Origin of the sequence: Streptomyces sp. NPDC050738, from assembly GCF_040654175.1 — a bacterium.
In the GTDB taxonomy this organism is placed as follows: Bacteria; Actinomycetota; Actinomycetes; order Streptomycetales; family Streptomycetaceae; genus Streptomyces.
Map to the genome: position 1 here is coordinate 11,382 of NZ_JBFAHN010000027.1, position 17,237 is coordinate 28,618.

Here is a 17,237-nt window from a genome sequence, read left to right on the forward strand (position 1 = left end):
GAATCGTGGGATTCTCATGGTATGCCGCCGATGACTGAGGTGGAGGGGCGACGCCTGGCGCTCAGCAACCTGGACAAGGTCCTGTACCCGTCCACGGGCACCACCAAGGGCGAAGTCCTCCACTACTACGCCACCACCGCCGGGTCGCTCCTTGCCCATCTGTACAACCGGCCGGTGTCCTTCCTGCGCTATCCGAACGGCCCCGAAGGCCAGCACTTCTTCGCCAAAAACGTTCCACCGGGAGCTCCCGCCTGGGTCCGCAGCGCCGAGGTGCCGCGCTCCGGCGGCAAGACCGCACGCCAGGTCCTCGTACAGGACGTGGCCACCCTGATGTGGGCCGCGAACCTGGTCACCGAATTCCATGCACCGCAGTGGCAGGCGGACACCCCGGGCATCGCCGACCGCCTGGTACTGGATCTGGACCCCGGCGCGCCCGCCTCGGTGGTCGAGTGCTGCACCGTGGCGATGTGGCTGCGCGAGCGCCTCGCCGTCGACGGTCTGCACGCGTACGCCAAGACCAGCGGCTCCAAGGGCCTGCATGTGCTCGTCCCGATCGAGCCCACGCCGTCCGAGGACGTGAGCGCCTACGCGAAACGCATCGCCGTCGAGGCGGAGGCCGATCTGCCCTCCCTGGTCGTCCATGCGATGGCCCGGGCGCAGCGCCCGGGAAAGGTCTTCGTCGACTACAGCCAGAACGCGGCGGCGAAGACCACCGCCACGGCCTACACCCTGCGCGCCCGCCCCGAGCCGACCGTCTCCACGCCCGTCACCTGGGACGAGGTCAGGGACTGCGGGGCCGCCGAGGAGCTGGTCTTCCGCATCGAGGACATCGGGCCGCGCCTGGAGCGGCACGGCGATCTCCTCGGGCCGCTGATCAACCTCAACCGGGCCAGGCCCCTGCCGTGAAGCAGCCCGTCGACGTGGCGCTCGCCGCCACCGTGCGGGCGTTGCCCGACGGGCAGGGATGGGCGTACGAGCCGAAGTTCGACGGCCATCGCCTGGTCGTCATCAGAGGCGAGGACGCGGTGGTGCTGCAGGCGCGTTCGGGGCGGAATGTCACGGCCTCCTTCCCTGACGTCGCCGATGCCGCTCGCGCCCTGCCTGCCGGCACCGTCGTGGACGGTGAAGTGGTCGTCTGGACCGAGGGGCGTACCGACTTCGGTGCCGTACAGCACCGCGCCCACGCCTCGGCGGCGCAGGCGGCAGCACTGGCCGTACGGCTCCCGGCCTCGTACGCCGCCTTCGACCTGCTGGAGGAGCACGGCGTGGACCTCCGCACCGGTCCTTACACCCTGCGGCGCGAACGCCTGGTCGCACTCCTCACTCCGCTCGGCCCGCCCCTCCAGCCCGTCCCCATGACCACGGACCGCGCCACGGCCGTCCTCTGGTACGACACGCTGCCCGCCACCGGCATCGAGGGCCTGGTCGCCAAGCGGCTCGACCAGCCCTACCGGGGCGGCACCCGCGCCTGGAGCAAGCTGCGCCACTCCGAGCCCCGCGACGCCGCAGTCGTCGGCCACATCGGCAGCGCGGCCCGCCCCGGCGCCCTGCTCCTCGTACTGCACGGTGACGACACCCCGGTGCGGTCCTCCCCGCTCACCCCCGCCCTGCGGGGGCAGGCGGGTGCGGCGCTGGCCGCCGGTGAGCTGGGGGAACTGGCCGCGGAGGTGGAGCAAGGCACCACCGCGCGGCACGCGGGGGTCACCGTCATCCGCCTGATCAGGCCCTGAACGGGCCTGTTCCGCAGGGCAGTTCCTGTCCGGCACGCGTTTCCGTGGCAGGGTGTTGCGGGCAAGCCACAGGGGGCTACGGATGAGGGGGGAACCGTGATCGTCTGGATCAACGGTGCGTTCGGTGCGGGCAAGACCACGGCCGCGCGGGAACTGATCGATCTGATCCCGAACAGCACCTTCTACGACCCCGAGGTGATGGGCGGGGCGCTGCGCCACCTGCTGCCGCAGAAGCGGCTCGCGGAGGTCACCGACTACCAGGACCTGCCGATCTGGCGGCGCATGGTGGTCGACGCGGCCGCGGCGCTGCTCGCCGAGGTGGGCGGGGTGCTCGTGGTGCCGATGACGCTGCTCAGGCAGGAGTACCGGGACGAGATCTTCGGCTCGCTGGCCGCGCGCCGCATCCCGGTCCGGCATGTGCTGCTGACAACTGACGAAACGATCCTGCGCCAACGCATCGAGGGACGCGAGGAGTTCGACGGCGACCCCGAGGGCAGTGAACGCGTACGCCAGTGGGCGCAGGACCGCATCGAGCCGTATCGCACGGCGCTCGGCTGGCTCCGCTCCGACGCCCATGTGATCGACAACAGCGCGCTCACACCGGCCGCGACCGCCGAACGTATCGCCGAGGCGATACGGTCCGGGGCGGCCGCGGTCTGCGAGATCGTCCAGACGCCCGCGCCGACCGGGGAGACCGTCGCCGCCGGGGTCCTGCTCTTCGACGAGGAGGACCGGGTGCTGCTCGTCGACCCGACCTACAAGCCGGGCTGGGAGTTTCCCGGGGGAATAGTGGAACGGGGCGAGGCGCCCGCCCGCGCGGGGATACGCGAGGTGGCGGAGGAACTCGGCATCCAACTCGACCGGGTGCCCGGGCTGTTGGTGGTGGACTGGGAACCGCCCAGACCGCCCGCGTACGGCGGGCTGCGGCTGCTGTTCGACGGCGGGCTGCTGAGCCCGGCGGAGGCCGGAGAGCTGTCGCTTCCGGGTCCCGAGCTGCGCGCCTGGCGGTTCGTCACCGAGGTGGAGGCGGCCGGGATGCTGCCGCCCAACCGTTTCGAGCGGCTGCGCTGGGCGCTGCGGGCCCGGGAGCGGTCAGCCGTGATCAACCTCGAGGCCGGAGTCCCGGTCGGCTGAAGCGCGCAGCACCTTCGCCGCGTCCTCCGTCAGCGGATCGCCGTGGCCGAAGCAGACCGTCGTGGGTGCGAGGGCGGCCAGGCGACGGTACGAGGCGAGAGCGCGGCGCCGGTCGGTGTTGAAGACGCCCAGCATGACCTGGCCGACCGCGGCGACGGCGTCACCGGTGAACAGCACACCGTGGCGCGGGAGATGGACGGCGATCGAGCCGTCCGTGTGACCGGGGGAGTGCACGACGAAGGCGCCGTCACCGAAGCCGAGCTCGTCACCGTCCTCCACCTCCCGGTCCACCCGGGTGGGCGGGGCGACGGGCACGGTCAGTCCGTGCTCGTACAGCGGGATCTCCCAGTCGAGGAGCACGGGTTCGGGTGCGGGCGCCAGACCGCGGACGACCGGTGCGTCCAGGCGGTGGGCGATGATCTCGGTGCCGTACAGGCCGGCGAGTTCCTCCGCCGCACCGACGTGATCGCGGTGGCAGTGCGTGAGGACGATACGGCTCAGGCGGTGCGGATCGAGGCCGAGTCCGCGTATCGCTGCGCCGATCGCGGTGGCCGAGTCCGCGTGACCGGCGTCGATCAGCGTCAGTTCGTCGCCGTCGCGCCAGAGGTAGGCCTGGCCGATGGGGAAGCGGAGCAGATGCAGGCGGGGGAGTACTTCGACGAGGTCCATGCGGCGAACGTAATGAGCTGTGAGCGCCCGCCGCACGGGCCTTCGCCGAGCGCTTAACCCTGCTTGGAGCGTGCGTAGTTGACCAGGAAGTGGGCTTCGGCGACCGAGAGCCGCTCCAGTTCCTCGGGGGAGACGCTCTCGTTCACCGCGTGGATCTGCGCCTCCGGCTCGCTCAGCCCGATCAGCAGGATCTCCGACTCCGGGTAGAGCGCGGCGAGGGTGTTGCAGAGCGGGATCGAGCCGCCCATGCCCGAGGACTGCATCTCCTGGCCGGGGTAGGCGATGCTCATCGCCTCGGCCATCGAGGTGTACGCCGGGCTCGAGGTGTCCGCCCGGAAGGCCTGGCCCTGCCCGACCCGCTCGAAGGAGACCCGCGCACCCCACGGGGTGTGCTTCTCGATGTGCGCGAACAGCAGCTCCGTCGCCTCGGCGGCGTCCTGGCCCGGGGGTACCCGCAGGCTGATCTGGGCGCGGGCACTGGCCGGGACGGACGGGGTCGCACCGGCCACCGGCGAACAGTCGATGCCGACCACGGTGACGGCGGGTCGCGCCCAGATACGGTCGGCCACCGCGCCGTTGCCGATCAGCTCGACACCGTCGAGGACCTTGGCGTCCTTGCGGAAGTCGCCCTCGGGGTACGCCAGTCCGTCCCACTGCGCGTCGGCGGCAAGCCCGTCGACGACCGTGGAACCGTCCTCGGCGCGCAGCGAGTCCAGCACGCGGATCAGTGCGGCGAGCGCGTCAGGGGCCGCGCCGCCGAACTGGCCGGAGTGCAGATTGCCTTCGAGCGTCTCCAGGGTGACCCGGATCATCGTCATGCCGCGCAGCGTCGCGGTGACGGTGGGCAGGCCGACCCGGAAGTTGCCGGTGTCGCCGATCACGATGGAGTCGGCGGTCAGCAGGTCGGGGTGCGCCTCCGCGTACCGCTCGAGACCCCCGGTGCCCTGCTCCTCCGAACCCTCCACGATCACCTTCACGGAGACCGGGATGCCGCCGTTGGCCTTGAGGGCCCGCAGCGCGAGCAGGTGCATGATGAAGCCGCCCTTGCAGTCCGCCGCACCGCGCCCGTACCAGCGGCTGTCCCGCTCGGTCAGCGCGAAGGGCGGGGAGACCCAGGCGGCCTCGTCGAGCATGGGCTGTACGTCGTAGTGCGCGTAGAGCAGTACGGTCGGCGCGCCCTCGGGGCCGGGCAGGAAGCCGTACACCGACTGCGAACCGTCGGGGGTGTCGAGGAGGGCGACGTCATCGAAACCCTCGGTGCGCAGTGCGTCCGCGACCCAGTTGGCGGCGGCCTCGCACTCGCTCTTCGGTGCCACGGCCACATCCGCCACCGACTGGAACGCCACCAGTTCGGTGAGCTCCGCCTTGGCGCGGGGCATCAGCGAAGCAATGGTCTCGGCAATCGGATTCGCGGTCATGGGCACGCTCCTCGTGGGTGCGACGTTGGGATACGTGTACGTGTTTGTACGACGAAGGTGAGATCGATCCTCCCACAGCGGGATCGGTGACTACCGCGCCGTAGGATGCCGTCGACAGCACGGGCCACTGGTCGGATCGGGAGCAGCAGCACATCGTGAGCAGCGAGAACGCAGACGCGGGCACGGAGAACGACCTGTCGGTCTGGGACGTCGTCGTGGTCGGCGCAGGGCCCGCGGGGGCCTCGGCCGCCCATGCGGCGGCAGTCGCGGGACGGCGGGTGCTTCTCTTGGAGAAGGCCGAACTGCCCCGCTACAAGACGTGTGGCGGCGGAATCATCGGACCCTCGCGCGACTCGCTGCCGCCCGGCTTCGAACTGCCGCTGCGCGACCGGGTGCACGCCGTGACGTTCTCCATGAACGGGAAGCTGACCCGCACCCGCCGGTCCAAGCAGATGCTCTTCGGGCTGATCAACCGCCCTGAGTTCGACCAGGGTCTGGTGGAGTCGGCGCAGAAGGCGGGCGCCGAGCTGCGGACCGGCGTCACGGTCTCGCGGGTCGAGCAGCACGGATCGGCCGTGCCGGACCGGCGGACCGTGGCCGTGGTGCTCTCCGATGGGGAGACCGTACTGGCCAGGGCGGTCGTCGGCGCGGACGGCAGTGCCAGCCGTATAGGGGCACACGTCGGCGTGAAGATGGACCAGGTGGACCTCGGCCTGGAGGCGGAGATCCCCGTGCCGCCGACCGTCGCCGAGGACTGGGCAGGGCGGGTGCTCATCGACTGGGGCCCCATTCCCGGGAGTTACGGCTGGGTGTTCCCCAAGGGCGACACCCTGACGGTGGGTGTGATCTCCGCGCGCGGCGAAGGCGCCGCCACCAAGCGGTACATGGAGGACTTCGTCGCCCGCCTCGGGCTCGCCGGGTTCGAGCCCGCTGTGTCCTCCGGCCATCTGACGCGGTGCCGCAGCGACGATTCGCCGCTGTCGCGCGGCCGGGTGCTGGTGTGCGGGGACGCGGCCGGGCTCCTCGAGCCGTGGACGCGCGAGGGAATCTCCTTCGCCCTGCGGTCGGGCCGGCTCGCGGGGGAGTGGGCGGTGCGGGTGGCGGAGTCGCACGACGCGGTCGACGCCCGGCGCCAGGCGCTGAACTACGCCTTCGCCGTCAAGGCGGGACTCGGTGTGGAGATGGCGGTGGGGCGGCGGATGCTCGCGGCCTTCGAGCGCCGCCCGATGCTGCTGCATCTGGCGATCACCGGTCTGCGGCCCGCGTGGAACGCATTCGCCGGGATCACCCGCGGTTCGACCTCGCTCGCCGAGCTGGTGCGGAACCATCCGCTGGCCCAGCGCGCGCTGTCCACCATGGACCGGGACTAGCCGGGGTCAGTTCTCCACGGTGATACGGAAGATGGGGTGGTCGGGGGCGATGCGGCGCAGCTCCTCCGCGGTGGAGTCGGGGCCGACGCCGTTGAAGAAGACCCCGACCTCCGCCTTCCAGCGCTTGAGGTAGGCGCGGAGGATGTCGGGCTTGTCGTCGTCGCCGACCTCGACCGCGGTGAAGGCGTCGGTCTTCTTGCCGAGGATCAGCTCGCCGCCGCCTGCGGCGCGCATGTTGTGGGTCCACTGGACGTGGCCGCGCGGTGCGACGAGGTACTGCTGTCCGTCCAGGGTGAGCACGTTGACCGGCGTACGGCGCCACTCGCCGCTCTTGCGTCCCTTCACGGCCAGCACCCGCGATCCCCAGACGCTGAGACCGCGCCGGGTCATCCAGGCGACGGTGCGGTTCATGACGTTGACGGTGAACCAGCCGGGCTTCTGAACGTGGGTGGACATGATGCACTCCCTGGTTTTGTGAGCACTGCTCTCGCTTGAGAGCAGTCTGCACCCGATCGGTGATCCAAAGCAAGAGCGCTGCTCTCGTTATTGGTCAGTGCTCTGGAATCTGGCAGACTGGTCCCCATGAGCACCATCCGAGGAGCCCGCGCCCGAGCCCGTATCGAAGTGACCGCAGCCATCAAGGACGAGGCGCGCAGACAACTGGCCGCCGACGGTGCCGCGAAGCTTTCCCTCCGCGCGGTCGCCCGCGAACTGGGCATGGTCTCCTCCGCGCTCTACCGCTACTTCCCCAGCCGCGACGACCTGCTCACCGCACTGATCGTCGACGCCTACGACGCCGTGGGCGAGGCCGCCGAGACCGCGCTCGCGAAAGCGGCGCGCTCCGGACGCCGGGCCCAGTGGGCTGCCGTCTGCGCGGCGGCACGGACCTGGGCACTGGCCCACCCCCACGAGTACGCCCTGATCTACGGCTCGCCCGTCCCCGGCTACACCGCCCCTCAGGACACCGTGGTCCCCGCGAGCCGCGTGGCCCTGGTCCTCATCTCCATCGTCCGTGACGCACACCGGGCAGAGGGCCTCGCCCTCGCGCCGCTGCCCGAAGCCGTACGCCCGGAAGCCGAGCGCCTCGCCGCCGACATCACCCCCGAGCTCCCGCCCGCCGCGGCCCTCGCGCTGGCCACGGTCTGGGCACAGCTCTTCGGGGTCATCTCCTTCGAGGTCTTCGGTCAGTTCCACCGGGTCGTCGAGGACCGCGACGCCTTCTTCGCGCAGACGGCCGAGGGCCTCGCCCAGTCGGTCGGCCTACTCCGCGGGGAGTAGAGGTGATCACCTCGCCCGGCTGACGCCCCGGCCGCTTCCGCCGGTCTAGCGTTGCGGACATGGAAGAGCAGCGAGCACACACCTGGGGCGGAGCGCCTCGTTGGCAGCCGCCATGGGCCACGGAGTCCGACGACAGGCTGCCCTGGGCATCCACCGTTCTGCTCACCGTCCTCGTACAGGCGGGCTCGACCTTCGCCGCGCACGGCCAGCCGGACCGGTCCGCACTGGACCTGTTCGCCCGGCTCCTGCTCCTCGCCGGCACGGCCCTGCTCCTCCTCCGCCACCGCCACCCCGTGCTCGTGGCCTTCGGCACCGCGGGCACCGCGATGCTCTACCTCGGCGCCGGCTACCCCTACGGTCCGGTCTTCTTCACCGTCGCCGTCGGCTGCTTCGCCGCGATCGTCGCCGGTCACCGGCGCGCCGCCTGGTCCGCCGTCGCCATGCTCTGGGCCGGACACCTGCTGGTCGCCCACTGGCTCTATCGCTGGCTGCCGCCCGCCGGTGACAGTTCCCCGCCCTGGGGGCAGGAACTGGTGGTGCTCGCCTGGGTGGTCGCCATCGTCGCGGCTTCCGAACTGGCGCGTGTACGGCGCGAACAGTGGGCCCACTCCCGCGCGGAGCGCGAGGCCGCGGCCAAGCGCCGCGCGGACGAGGAGCGGCTGCGTATCGCCCGCGAACTCCATGACGTCCTCGCGCACTCCATCTCGGTCATCAACGTCCAGGCGGGCATGGGACTTGCCCTGCTCGACTCCGACCCCGAGCAGGCCCGCACCGCCCTGACCACCATCAAGTCCGCCAGCAAGGAGGCGCTGGGGGAGGTGCGCCAGGTCCTCGACACCCTGCGCGCGCCCGGTGAGGCGCCGCGCGCGCCGGCCCCCGGACTCGACCGGCTCCCCGAACTCGTGGAGCAGGCGCGCGGAGCCGGGCTGACCGTGGAGGTCGAGCGGGCGGGCAGCGCGGTCACGCTGCCGCCCGGTACGGATCTGGCCGCCTTCCGGATCGTGCAGGAGGCCCTGACCAATGTGGTGCGCCACTCCGGGTCGCGTACCGCGCACGTCAGAGTCGACTGCGCGACGCCGGGCCGCCTCGGGCTGCGGATCGACGACGCGGGTCCGGCGACCGGCGGGGACGCGGGCGGCAGCGGCAACGGACTGATCGGAATGCGGGAGCGGGCGGCCGCTCTCGGTGGCACCATCGAGGCGGGCTCGCTCCCGGACGGCGGTTTTCGGGTCGAGGCCGTCATTCCGCTGGCCGCCGCACCGAAGGAGTCGCTGTGATCCGCGTACTGCTCGCCGACGACCAGTCCCTGGTCCGGGCCGGATTCCGGGCGCTGCTCGGCGCCCAGAGCGACATCGAGGTGGCAGGGGAGGCCGCCGACGGCGAGGAGGCGGTACGCCTCGTGCGCGAACTGCGCCCCGACGTCGTACTGATGGACATCCGGATGCCGGTGCTCGACGGGCTCGCCGCGACCCGCAGGATCACCGGGGACAAGGCGTTCGACGGGGTGAAGGTGGTCATGCTCACCACCTTCGAACTCGACGAGTACGTCTTCGAGGCGATCCGCTCCGGGGCCTCCGGCTTCCTGGTCAAGGACACCGAACCGGAGGAACTGCTGCGGGCGGTACGCGCAGTGGTGGAGGGCGACGCGCTGCTCTCGCCGGGCGTCACCCGCCGGCTCATCGCGGAGTTCGCGGCCCGCTCCAAGGAGCCTCAGGAGGTGGACAGCCTGAGCGAACTCACCGAGCGGGAGCGGGAGGTGATGGCGCTGGTCGGGATCGGCCTCACCAACGAGGAGATCGCCCGGCGCCTGGTGGTCAGCCCGCTCACGGCCAAGACCCATGTGAGCCGCACCATGGTCAAGCTCGGCGCCAGGGACCGGGCCCAATTGGTCGTGCTCGCCTACGAGTCGGGCCTCGTGCGCCCGGGCTGGATCGGCTGAGGCGCGGGGCGGCCCCGATAGCGCCACAGCACGTACACCACGCGCACCACGAAGACGAGCGCCGCGGCGCAGGCGGCGAGCACGGTCACCGCCCGCCGCGCGGCACCTTCCAGATCGAAGAAGTGCACCGGGCTGATGACGCCCGCGAAGGTGGCCACGGCGACGAACGTCGCGCTGAGCAGGGCGTAGCCGATCTCCACGGTCATGGCGTCCCGCTCGGCCTGGTCTCTGCGCCCCATACGGGAAAGTCTCACAGGCCGGTGGCCGGCGGGCAAGGAACTCCCGTCGGCCACCGGCCCGTTCGTGCGGTGCGGACCGTCAGTCGCGTACGGCCACCGGCTCCGCCGCCTCCGCCTGCACAGGTGCGGGCTCGGACTTCGCGATCAGTACGGTGTGCTGCTGCACCCGGCGCGTACGCAGCCCGGTCAGCGTGATCAGCAGTCCGGCCAGCGCGACCACCGTCACCACGATCAGACCGGGACGGTAGCTGTCGAGCAGCGCCTGCGGTGAGCCGCTCGTGCTGCCGTCCGACGTGATGACAGCGGTGACGACGGCCAGGAAGATGGCCCCGCCGACCTGGACCGAGGTGTTCAGCAGGCCCGAGACCATGCCCTGCTCATGGTCGTCCACGCCGTTGGTGGCCTGGATGTTGAGCGAGGGGAAGGTCAGCGCGCAGGCCGCGCCGATCAGCAGCATGCTCGGCAGGATCACCGCCGCGTAGTTCGGGTGGAGGCTGACGCGCAGGAACAGCGCGTAGCCGACCACCATGAAGGCGAAGCCCGCAGCGATGAGCCGCGGCGTGCCGAACCGGTCGACCACCGAGCCGACCTTCGTCGACGACAGGGCCACCAGCGCTCCCGCCGGGAGGAAGGCCAGCGCGGTCTGCAGCGCGGTCCAGCCGAGCACCGTCTGCAGGTACTGCGTGGCGATGAACTGGAAGCCCACGTACGAGCCGAAGAACGCGGCCGCGCCCAGCTGGGCCCGCACCTGGGTGCCCGAGCGCAGGACGCCGAGCCGGATCAGCGGGCTGCTGCTGCGCTGTTCGATCACCACGAACGCGGCGAGCAGCAGGGCCACGGCGAGGAAGGAGAGCAGCGTACGGGCCGAGGCCCAGCCGACCTCGGAGGCCTGGACGACGGTGAAGACGAGCAGCAGCATGGAGACCGTGCCGGTGACGGCGCCCGGCAGGTCGTAGCCGCGGTGCGTACGGTCGCGCTCGCTGCGCGGGATCAGCTTCGCGCCGAAGACCAGGGCGATCAGCGCGATGGGTGCGGGCAGCAGCATGGTCGAGCGCCAGCTCACCTCGGTGAGCAGCCCGGAGAGCACGAGGCCCATTGAGAAACCGGTGGCGGCGCAGGTGGTGTAGATGGAGAGCGCGCGATTGCGCTGAGGGCCTTCCTTGAAGGTCGTGGTGATGATCGAGAGTCCGGCGGGTGCGGTGAACGCGGCGCTGAGGCCCTTGATGAACCGGCTGGCGATCAGCAGCGGACCGGAGTCGACGAAGCCGCCGAGCAATGACGCCAGGGCGAAGACGCCCAGGGCGATCAGGAAGACCTGACGCCGGCCGAGGAGGTCGGCCGCGCGGCCGCCGAGGAGCAGCAGTCCGCCGTAGCCGAGGATGTAGCCGCTGACGATCCATTGCAGGGTCGAGGTGGTGAGGTTCAGGTCGCTCGCGATGGACGGCAGGGCGACGCCGACCATCGAGACGTCGAGGGCGTCGAGGAACATCGCGGCGCAGAGCACGAGAAGGGTGCCCCACAGGCGGGGGCTCCAACGCTCTTGTGTACCGGGGACGTTGAGCGGAGAGGTCATGCGAGGAACAGTACATGCACGTGCATCGAGTGCAAGTGCATTTAATTCCGATGCAACAAAATGCCCGAACTCTGCTACCGTGCGGACATGGCGGTGAAGAAGACTGAGCGCGTTCTCGCGGATGAATGGCGCGAGATCCTTGCGCTGCACGCCCGCACCCAGTGCGAGCTGGACCGCGAGCTGCATCAGCACGGACTCGGCGCCAGTGACTTCGAGGTTCTCGACGTGCTCTCGGTGAAGGCTGCGGAGGACGGCAGCGACGCGTACCGCGTTCAGGAGATCGCCGCCAGGGTCCACCTCAGTCAGAGCGCGCTGTCGCGACTGATCGCGCGTCTGGAGAAGGACGGTCTGGTCTGCCGCGGCATGTGCAACGAGGACCGGCGCGGGGTGCGGGTGGTGCTCACGGATGCGGGCCGCGAGCGACACGCCGCGGTACTTCCGCTGCAGCGTGCGGTGCTCGCCCGGATGCTCCGGCCCGCGTGAAATGCGTGCGTGAAGTGCGTGCGTGACCGCGGTCAGACGCCGGAGTTCTCCTGCCACAGCTGCGCGAGGGCCGTGTCGCCCGTGACGGTCGCTTCCGACAGGGGCAGCCGGTTCCACAGGGCCGTATAGAGGTGCTCGGCCGGACCGCTCAACTCGCAGTCGGCGGGGCCTTCTTCACCGTATACGGCCTGTGCCGGCTCGCTCGAGAGCCGGACCGTCCATACGGCGTCCGCGTCCGCGTCCGTGGCGCGTACGCGCAAAGTCTTCGGGGTGTCGGTACGCACCCGGCTCTTGAGCCTGGCATGGAACAGCCGCAGGAGCTCGTCGATGCCGTCCACGGCGAAGTCCGTGCCCAGCGGGCTGAACCGGGCACCGGCGGCCGCCTCCGCGTCCATGCGGTGGACCGCCGTCTCGTGCGCCTGGCGCCGCGCCCAGAAGGCGAGCGGCGACGGCGCGGGCATGAAGGTGAAGCACTCCAGCTCTGCGGGCGCCTCGCTCAGTGCCGCGACCAATGCCGTATGGCCATCGCGGAACCAGTCGATCAACTCGGCCCCGTCGAGGTCGCTTCCGTCGCCGATGGAGCGGGGTGCGGTGCGGCGCTCCACGACGAAACCGGCCGCCCAGCGGTGGACCGCGCCCGTGTGCCGCAGCAGATCACGCACCTGCCAGCCGGGGCAGGTCGGCACGGGGGCTTCGGTTCCGCTCGCGGCGCAGGACGCGGCGAGCAATCTGCCTTCGTGCTCCAGGGACTTGATGTGCTCAGTGATCTCCACGTCGCGATTGTGCCAGCGTTCCCGCGCCGTGGGTGGAAGGGGATGCGCTCCGGGCGAGGAACCCGATGAGCGCGGCTGTCGCGGCCAGCAGCGACACGGTCGTCAGGGCCAGCGGCAGCGAGAGGGCGTCCGCCAGGAAGCCGATCGCGGGCGGCCCGAGCAGCATGCCGCCGTACCCGAGGGTCGAGGCGGTGGCGACGCCGCTCGGACCGGCCAGGGCGCCCGCGCGTGCCACGGCCACCGGGAAGATGTTGGCGAGGCCGAGTCCCGTCACCGCGAAGCCGAACAGGGCGAGCCACGCAGCGGGGGCGAGTGCGCCGAGCAGCATCCCGGCCGCCGCGGTCGCGCCGCCCGCGACGAGGGTACGGGTCTGACCGAGCCGTTCCAGGAGAGCGGTGCCGGTGAGCCGGCCGACCGTCATGGCCAGGGCGAAGGCCGAGTACCCGGCGGCGGCGACGCCCGGGTGGGTGTGCAGGTCCTCTTCGAGGTGGAGTGCGCCCCAGTCGGCCAGGGCGCCTTCGCCGTACGCCGTGCACAGCGCGATGACGCCGAAGACGACGACAAGGCGCCTGTTGCCCGTGCCGGTCCGGGGCGATCCGGGCCGTGGGGCGGGGAGTTCGGGGGCGGGCGGGGCGTCGTGCCGCAGCAGTACGCGACCGGCCGCGCCGGTCACCAGGAGCCCGATGACGGTGAGGATCAGCAGATGGGCGGTGGGGGAGAGGCCGCCGGCCACCAGCCCGCCGAGGCTCGCGCCGAGCATCCCGCCGAGGCTGAACGCGGCGTGGAAGCTGGGCATCAGCGGGCGGCGCAGGGCGGCGACCACGTCGACGGCCGCGCTGTTCATGGCGACGTTGACACCGCCGTACGCGGCGCCGAAGACCAGCAGGACCAGGCCGAGCGCGAGTGCGGAGTGGGTCAGCGGAGGCAGCGCGATGCTCAGCGAGAGCAGGACGGCGCACACGACGGTCACCGCGTGACTGCCGAAGCGGCGGCAGAGCCGGCCGGTGAGCGTCATGGTGATCACGGCGCCCGCCGAGACCCCGAGCAGGGCGAGTCCGAGCGTGCTCGCCGACGCTCCGGTCTGGTCCTTGATCGCGGGGATACGGACCACCCAGCCGGCGAAGAGGAAGCCGTCGAGGGCGAAGAAGGCGGTCAGGGCGGTGCGCAGGCGGGACAGGGAGGCGGTGGCGGGGTCCGTACCGGTTCCCCCCGGAACGGCCGTACGTAGTTTGTTTAGTAGCGGCACAAAGGCAGGATAGGGGAGCGGTCCACTCCGTACAAGTGCGTTGCCCGAAGGCCTTCCTCCGCCCGGGATCATGCGAGACTCACCCTCATGAACGGCAAGGTGACGACGGCCAGGACCCGGCTGGAACGCGGTCGCAGCGCGCTCGGACCCGCACTCGAACTGGTCCATACGGGCCGGGCGCCCACCCGCGCCGTGCTCACCGCCGAGCTCGGCGTCACCCGCGCCACCGCGGGCGCGGTCGCCGCCGAGCTCGAAGCGCTCGGTCTCATCCGGGTGGACTCCAGACCCGCTGCCGCGGCCGGCTCCCAGGGCCGCCCCTCGCACCGGCTCTCCGTGGACGCGAGCGGACCCGTGGTCCTCGCCGCCCAGGTGCACGCCGACGGTTTCCGGGCCGCACTCGTCGGGCTCGGCGGCCGGATCGTCGCGACCTCGCCCGGCTGCGTCATCGTCGACGCCGACCCCGCCCAGGTGCTCGGTGAAGTGGTCGACGAGGGTACGACCCTGCTGCGCGACACCGGACTGCGCTGTGTCGGCGCGGGACTTGCCGTGCCTTCGGCCGTCGCCGAACCGGACGGCACCGCGCTCAACCCGCTCCACCTCGCGTGGCCGGCCGGAGCCCCGGTCCGCGACATCTTCGCCGACCGGGTCCGCGCGGCGGGCATCGCGGGGCCCGCCTTCACTGGCAACGACGTCAACCTCGCCGCGCTCGCCGAACACCGCCACGGAGCGGGCCGCGGCGCCGCCCACCTCCTGTGCGTGGCCACCGGACACCGCGGCGTCGGCGGCGCCCTGGTCCTCGACGGCCGTCTGCACACCGGCAGTTCGGGCCTCGCCCTGGAGGTCGGCCACCTCACCGTCAACCCCGAGGGCCGCCCCTGCTACTGCGGCAGCCGCGGCTGCCTGGACGTCGAGACCGACCCGCTCGCCTTTCTCACCGCGGCGGGCCGCGCACCGGGACCCGAGGGGTCGCTGCTCCAGCAGGCGCGTGATCTGCTCCGTACGGAATCCACGGACACCGCGGTACGGGCCGCCACCGAGGAGGTCGTGGACCGTCTGGGACTCGGACTCGCGGGCCTGGTGAACATCCTCAACCCCGACCGCATCATCCTCGGCGGCCTGCACCGCGAACTCCTGGACGCCGCCCCGGAGCGGCTGCGCGCCGTCGTCACCGACCGCAGCCTGTGGGGCAGGAGCGGCGGGGTGCCGATCCTGCCGTGCACGCTCGACCACAACAGCCTTGTCGGGGCTGCCGAGTTGGCATGGCAGCCGGTGCTCGACGACCCCCTCGCGGCGCTTGCTCAGGCCTGAGCGGCGAGACTCCACAGCGCGGCGCCGAAGTTCAGGACCAGCGGCGGTACGACACCCGTGCCGCCCTCAACGCGACCAGCGCCTCGTTGACCGTCCACCGCGGCGGACATCTCCATGACCGTCCTGAGCTCTCAGCCCGCGGACCCGGCGAGGGCGAAGGCGCGCGCCGGGTTCGCGGTCAGGATGTCCTCCACCAGTTCTTTGCCCAGGGCGAGTTCGAGCCGTGGGCGCAATCCGCTCAGCAGATACGGCATCCCTGGCGTCCCCGGCACCACGGTGTCCCCGCCGAGCAGCAGCCGGTCCCCGTACCCCGCATCGGCGAGCGAGGACAGCGCCTCCGGCAGCTTCCAGTCGGTGGCGTGGTTGGCCCGCGAGGGCCCGTCGAAGGCGAGGAACGCCCCGGCCTCCGCCGCCTGGCGGTGCACCACGGAGTCGGGGGAGCGGTTGAGGTGACCGAGGATCACCTGCTCGGGTGCGACCTCGAACTCCCCGCACAGCAGGGCGAGTACATCAAGGACCGCCGTCCCCAGTTCCAGGTGTACGGCGATGGGCGCTCCCGTGCGGTGGTGCGCCTCGGCGGCCGCCCGCATCGTCATCCGGGCATGCGCGTCCAGTACGTGAAAGCTGCCCGCGACCTTGATGAGCCCCGCCCGCACGCCCGTCGACCCGATCCCCTCGGTCAGCTCGGTCACGAAGAGATCGGCGAGCGACTCGGCGACCCGCCCCAGGGTCGAGTCGCTGTAGTTCGCCGCCTGGTGCAGCCCGGTCGCGGCCACCACATGCGCCCCGGTCTCCCGGGAGAGCTCCACGAGGGCTGCGGGCTCGCGCCCCATGCCGTACGGCGTCCACTGGATCACCGACCTGCCGCCGAGCCCGCGGAAGTCGCGGAGCGCGCTTCGCGCACGCTCCGGGTCGTCCAGCTCCTGCCCCGGCAGCAGCGGACTGCGGATGAAGAGGTGGTCGTGGGAGTCCGTGACCCCCAACTCGTCGGCAGGGATGTCCCCGAGTACCGTCCGGACGACGCTCATCGCTGTGCTCCCCACTGTTGGCCACGGACCAGCTCGGCCTGCTCGGGCCGGGACAGGTGCAGCACCTCGAACCGGTCGCCGGCCGCCTTGGAATCGCCCTCCCACAGCGTGAGGTGCACCAGCTCCCAGTGGCGGGGATCGACGGCGAGCGCCGCGCTCACCACGCCCTCGACGCGGGCGAGGCGCCGGGTCTCCCGTACCGCCTCGTCGATCGCGGCCGACAGGTCGCCGCCCTCCGGGATCCCTTGTCTGCGCCGGACGGCGTTGCGCGGCACGGCGCCGGCGGCGGGCCCGTCCTCGTAGGCGAGGCCGGTCCAGTGCAGGACCCGCGGCCGCCCGAAGTCGTTGACGACGCCCTGGAATCCGGGGCCCCAGAGGAAGGAGTTCATGCCCTCGGGGGTGTTCCACAGATAGAACGGCGCGTACTGGTTGACCGGCGAATCCGCGCCGCGCTCACGCATCAGGTACGCCTTGACGCCGAGCCCGGGGAAGTCGTCGAGCAGGTGGCCTTTCGTGGCCACCCGCTTGCGGATGATCTCCATGTCGTAGTCGGCGGGGAGGGTGATCTCGTATTGCATGGCATGCATGGGCGCGGGCGCTCCTCGGTCCTCGGCTTCGGGTCCCGGACGGGATGTCGGTCTGGGTGTCTCAGACGGGGTACACGTCGTCGTCGACGTGGTCGTGCCAGGTGATCGTGGTGCCGTCCTCGGCCGCCTCGACGGCGGCGATGTGCGTCATGAAGGTGCGCGGCGCCGCCCCGTGCCAGTGCAGTTCGCCCGGCTCGATCCAGACGGTGTCGCCGGCCCTGATCGGCTCGACGGGGCCGCCTTCGCGCTGCACCAGGCCTTCGCCCTCGGTCACATGGAGGACCTGGCCGTGCGGGTGGGTGTGCCAGGCCGTACGCGAACAGGGGGCGAAGTGGACGCTGAACATCCGCAGCCGGGTGGCGGGTTGGGACGCGCTGATCTCGTCCAGCCACACCGTCCCGGCGAAGTTCTCCGCGGGACCTTGCACGCTGGCGGGGCGCTGTCGGGTGATGTGCATGTGCG

At 71.5% G+C, this 17,237-nt stretch carries 19 protein-coding genes; 9 read left to right on the top strand and 10 right to left on the bottom strand.

What is annotated here, in order from left to right; genetic code table 11:
- Positions 1-21 precede the first annotated feature (21 nt).
- From ligD to AB0H78_RS37485, 3 genes are all read left to right on the top strand, one after another.
- A complete protein-coding gene (gene ligD, locus AB0H78_RS37475) occupies positions 22-906 on the top strand; it encodes a non-homologous end-joining DNA ligase (protein WP_363239302.1) in 885 nt (294 codons plus the stop codon).
- Positions 903-1,730, top strand: coding sequence for an ATP-dependent DNA ligase (locus AB0H78_RS37480; protein WP_363239303.1), 828 nt, complete (start codon positions 903-905; stop codon positions 1,728-1,730). The genes ligD and AB0H78_RS37480 overlap by 4 nt, the downstream gene beginning before the upstream one ends.
- A gap of 96 nt (positions 1,731-1,826) precedes the next feature.
- Positions 1,827-2,864, top strand: coding sequence for an NUDIX hydrolase (locus AB0H78_RS37485; RefSeq protein ID WP_363239304.1), 1,038 nt, complete (start codon positions 1,827-1,829; stop codon positions 2,862-2,864).
- Here the strand turns inward: AB0H78_RS37485 and AB0H78_RS37490 are convergent.
- Both AB0H78_RS37490 and AB0H78_RS37495 read right to left on the bottom strand, forming a co-directional pair.
- Entirely contained in the window at positions 2,823-3,533 is a 711-nt protein-coding gene (locus tag AB0H78_RS37490) for an MBL fold metallo-hydrolase (protein WP_363239305.1), read from the bottom strand. The genes AB0H78_RS37485 and AB0H78_RS37490 overlap by 42 nt on opposite strands.
- A gap of 53 nt (positions 3,534-3,586) precedes the next feature.
- The gene (locus AB0H78_RS37495) at positions 3,587-4,951 is read right to left on the bottom strand and encodes a dipeptidase (protein WP_363239306.1); all 1,365 of its coding nucleotides are present in this window, start codon (positions 4,949-4,951) and stop codon (positions 3,587-3,589) included.
- A gap of 155 nt (positions 4,952-5,106) precedes the next feature.
- Between AB0H78_RS37495 and AB0H78_RS37500 the strand changes: the two genes are divergently transcribed.
- Entirely contained in the window at positions 5,107-6,321 is a 1,215-nt protein-coding gene (locus tag AB0H78_RS37500) for a geranylgeranyl reductase family protein (RefSeq protein ID WP_363239307.1), read from the top strand.
- Positions 6,322-6,327: 6 nt separating this feature from the next.
- Here AB0H78_RS37500 and AB0H78_RS37505 read toward each other — a convergent pair whose 3' ends face one another.
- On the bottom strand, positions 6,328-6,777 hold the full coding sequence (locus tag AB0H78_RS37505; RefSeq protein WP_363239308.1) for a nitroreductase family deazaflavin-dependent oxidoreductase: 450 nt from the start codon (positions 6,775-6,777) through the stop codon (positions 6,328-6,330).
- Positions 6,778-6,903: 126 nt separating this feature from the next.
- Here AB0H78_RS37505 and AB0H78_RS37510 point away from each other — a divergent pair, with 126 nt between their 5' ends.
- Genes AB0H78_RS37510 through AB0H78_RS37520 form a run of 3 tightly spaced genes read left to right on the top strand, consistent with a single transcriptional unit; the run spans position 6,904 to position 9,538 of the window.
- A complete protein-coding gene (locus tag AB0H78_RS37510) occupies positions 6,904-7,599 on the top strand; it encodes a TetR/AcrR family transcriptional regulator (protein ID WP_363239309.1) in 696 nt (231 codons plus the stop codon).
- A gap of 59 nt (positions 7,600-7,658) precedes the next feature.
- Positions 7,659-8,876 (top strand): histidine kinase, encoded by a 1,218-nt coding sequence (locus AB0H78_RS37515; RefSeq protein WP_363239310.1) that lies wholly within the window; start codon positions 7,659-7,661, stop codon positions 8,874-8,876.
- Positions 8,873-9,538, top strand: coding sequence for a response regulator transcription factor (locus AB0H78_RS37520; protein WP_363239311.1), 666 nt, complete (start codon positions 8,873-8,875; stop codon positions 9,536-9,538). The genes AB0H78_RS37515 and AB0H78_RS37520 overlap by 4 nt, the downstream gene beginning before the upstream one ends.
- On the opposite strand, the gene AB0H78_RS37525 is transcribed toward AB0H78_RS37520, so the two are convergent.
- Together AB0H78_RS37525 and AB0H78_RS37530 are read right to left on the bottom strand one after the other, a co-directional pair.
- Positions 9,499-9,777, bottom strand: coding sequence for a DUF6332 family protein (locus tag AB0H78_RS37525; protein ID WP_363239312.1), 279 nt, complete (start codon positions 9,775-9,777; stop codon positions 9,499-9,501). The genes AB0H78_RS37520 and AB0H78_RS37525 overlap by 40 nt on opposite strands.
- 79 nt (positions 9,778-9,856) lie before the next feature.
- Positions 9,857-11,350: an MFS transporter gene (locus AB0H78_RS37530; RefSeq protein WP_363239313.1), complete on the bottom strand. Its 1,494-nt coding sequence runs from the start codon at positions 11,348-11,350 to the stop codon at positions 9,857-9,859.
- Between the two features lie 87 nt (positions 11,351-11,437).
- On the opposite strand from AB0H78_RS37530, the gene AB0H78_RS37535 reads away from it, so the two are divergent.
- Complete coding sequence (locus tag AB0H78_RS37535; RefSeq protein ID WP_363239314.1) at positions 11,438-11,833, top strand: MarR family transcriptional regulator; 396 nt, start codon at positions 11,438-11,440, stop codon at positions 11,831-11,833.
- Positions 11,834-11,865: 32 nt separating this feature from the next.
- Here the strand turns inward: AB0H78_RS37535 and AB0H78_RS37540 are convergent, their stop codons facing one another.
- Together AB0H78_RS37540 and AB0H78_RS37545 are read right to left on the bottom strand one after the other, a co-directional pair.
- The gene (locus AB0H78_RS37540) at positions 11,866-12,606 is read right to left on the bottom strand and encodes a maleylpyruvate isomerase family mycothiol-dependent enzyme (RefSeq protein ID WP_363239315.1); all 741 of its coding nucleotides are present in this window, start codon (positions 12,604-12,606) and stop codon (positions 11,866-11,868) included.
- Positions 12,593-13,852, bottom strand: a complete 1,260-nt coding sequence (locus AB0H78_RS37545; protein ID WP_363239316.1) for an MFS transporter — start codon at positions 13,850-13,852, stop codon at positions 12,593-12,595. The genes AB0H78_RS37540 and AB0H78_RS37545 overlap by 14 nt, the downstream gene beginning before the upstream one ends.
- 87 nt (positions 13,853-13,939) lie before the next feature.
- On the opposite strand from AB0H78_RS37545, the gene AB0H78_RS37550 reads away from it, so the two are divergent.
- Positions 13,940-15,160 carry an ROK family protein gene (locus AB0H78_RS37550; protein WP_363239317.1) on the top strand — a complete coding sequence of 407 codons (1,221 nt, stop codon included), beginning with the start codon at positions 13,940-13,942 and terminating at the stop codon, positions 15,158-15,160.
- Positions 15,161-15,291: 131 nt separating this feature from the next.
- Here the strand turns inward: AB0H78_RS37550 and AB0H78_RS37555 are convergent, their stop codons facing one another.
- From AB0H78_RS37555 to AB0H78_RS37565, 3 genes are all read right to left on the bottom strand, one after another.
- Entirely contained in the window at positions 15,292-16,188 is an 897-nt protein-coding gene (locus AB0H78_RS37555; protein WP_363239318.1) for an amidohydrolase family protein, read from the bottom strand.
- A complete protein-coding gene (locus AB0H78_RS37560) occupies positions 16,185-16,775 on the bottom strand; it encodes a DUF4865 family protein (protein WP_363239319.1) in 591 nt (196 codons plus the stop codon). The genes AB0H78_RS37555 and AB0H78_RS37560 overlap by 4 nt, the downstream gene beginning before the upstream one ends.
- 61 nt (positions 16,776-16,836) lie before the next feature.
- The gene (locus AB0H78_RS37565) at positions 16,837-17,232 is read right to left on the bottom strand and encodes a cupin domain-containing protein (RefSeq protein ID WP_363239320.1); all 396 of its coding nucleotides are present in this window, start codon (positions 17,230-17,232) and stop codon (positions 16,837-16,839) included.
- Between the last annotated feature and the right edge of the window lie 5 nt (positions 17,233-17,237).

Excerpts from the sequence above, each read along its gene's own strand:
- ligD (WP_363239302.1), top strand. The coding sequence starts at position 22 with ATGCCGCCGATGACTGAGGTGGAGGGGCGACGCCTGGCGCTCAGCAAC.
- AB0H78_RS37490 (WP_363239305.1), bottom strand. The coding sequence starts at position 3,533 with ATGGACCTCGTCGAAGTACTCCCCCGCCTGCATCTGCTCCGCTTCCCC.
- AB0H78_RS37495 (WP_363239306.1), bottom strand. The coding sequence starts at position 4,951 with ATGACCGCGAATCCGATTGCCGAGACCATTGCTTCGCTGATGCCCCGC.
- AB0H78_RS37505 (WP_363239308.1), bottom strand. The coding sequence starts at position 6,777 with ATGTCCACCCACGTTCAGAAGCCCGGCTGGTTCACCGTCAACGTCATG.
- AB0H78_RS37510 (WP_363239309.1), top strand. The coding sequence starts at position 6,904 with ATGAGCACCATCCGAGGAGCCCGCGCCCGAGCCCGTATCGAAGTGACC.
- AB0H78_RS37515 (WP_363239310.1), top strand. The coding sequence starts at position 7,659 with ATGGAAGAGCAGCGAGCACACACCTGGGGCGGAGCGCCTCGTTGGCAG.
- AB0H78_RS37525 (WP_363239312.1), bottom strand. The coding sequence starts at position 9,777 with ATGGGGCGCAGAGACCAGGCCGAGCGGGACGCCATGACCGTGGAGATC.
- AB0H78_RS37530 (WP_363239313.1), bottom strand. The coding sequence starts at position 11,350 with ATGACCTCTCCGCTCAACGTCCCCGGTACACAAGAGCGTTGGAGCCCC.
- AB0H78_RS37535 (WP_363239314.1), top strand. The coding sequence starts at position 11,438 with ATGGCGGTGAAGAAGACTGAGCGCGTTCTCGCGGATGAATGGCGCGAG.
- AB0H78_RS37550 (WP_363239317.1), top strand. The coding sequence starts at position 13,940 with ATGAACGGCAAGGTGACGACGGCCAGGACCCGGCTGGAACGCGGTCGC.
- AB0H78_RS37555 (WP_363239318.1), bottom strand. The coding sequence starts at position 16,188 with ATGAGCGTCGTCCGGACGGTACTCGGGGACATCCCTGCCGACGAGTTG.
- AB0H78_RS37560 (WP_363239319.1), bottom strand. The coding sequence starts at position 16,775 with ATGCATGCCATGCAATACGAGATCACCCTCCCCGCCGACTACGACATG.
- AB0H78_RS37565 (WP_363239320.1), bottom strand. The coding sequence starts at position 17,232 with ATGCACATCACCCGACAGCGCCCCGCCAGCGTGCAAGGTCCCGCGGAG.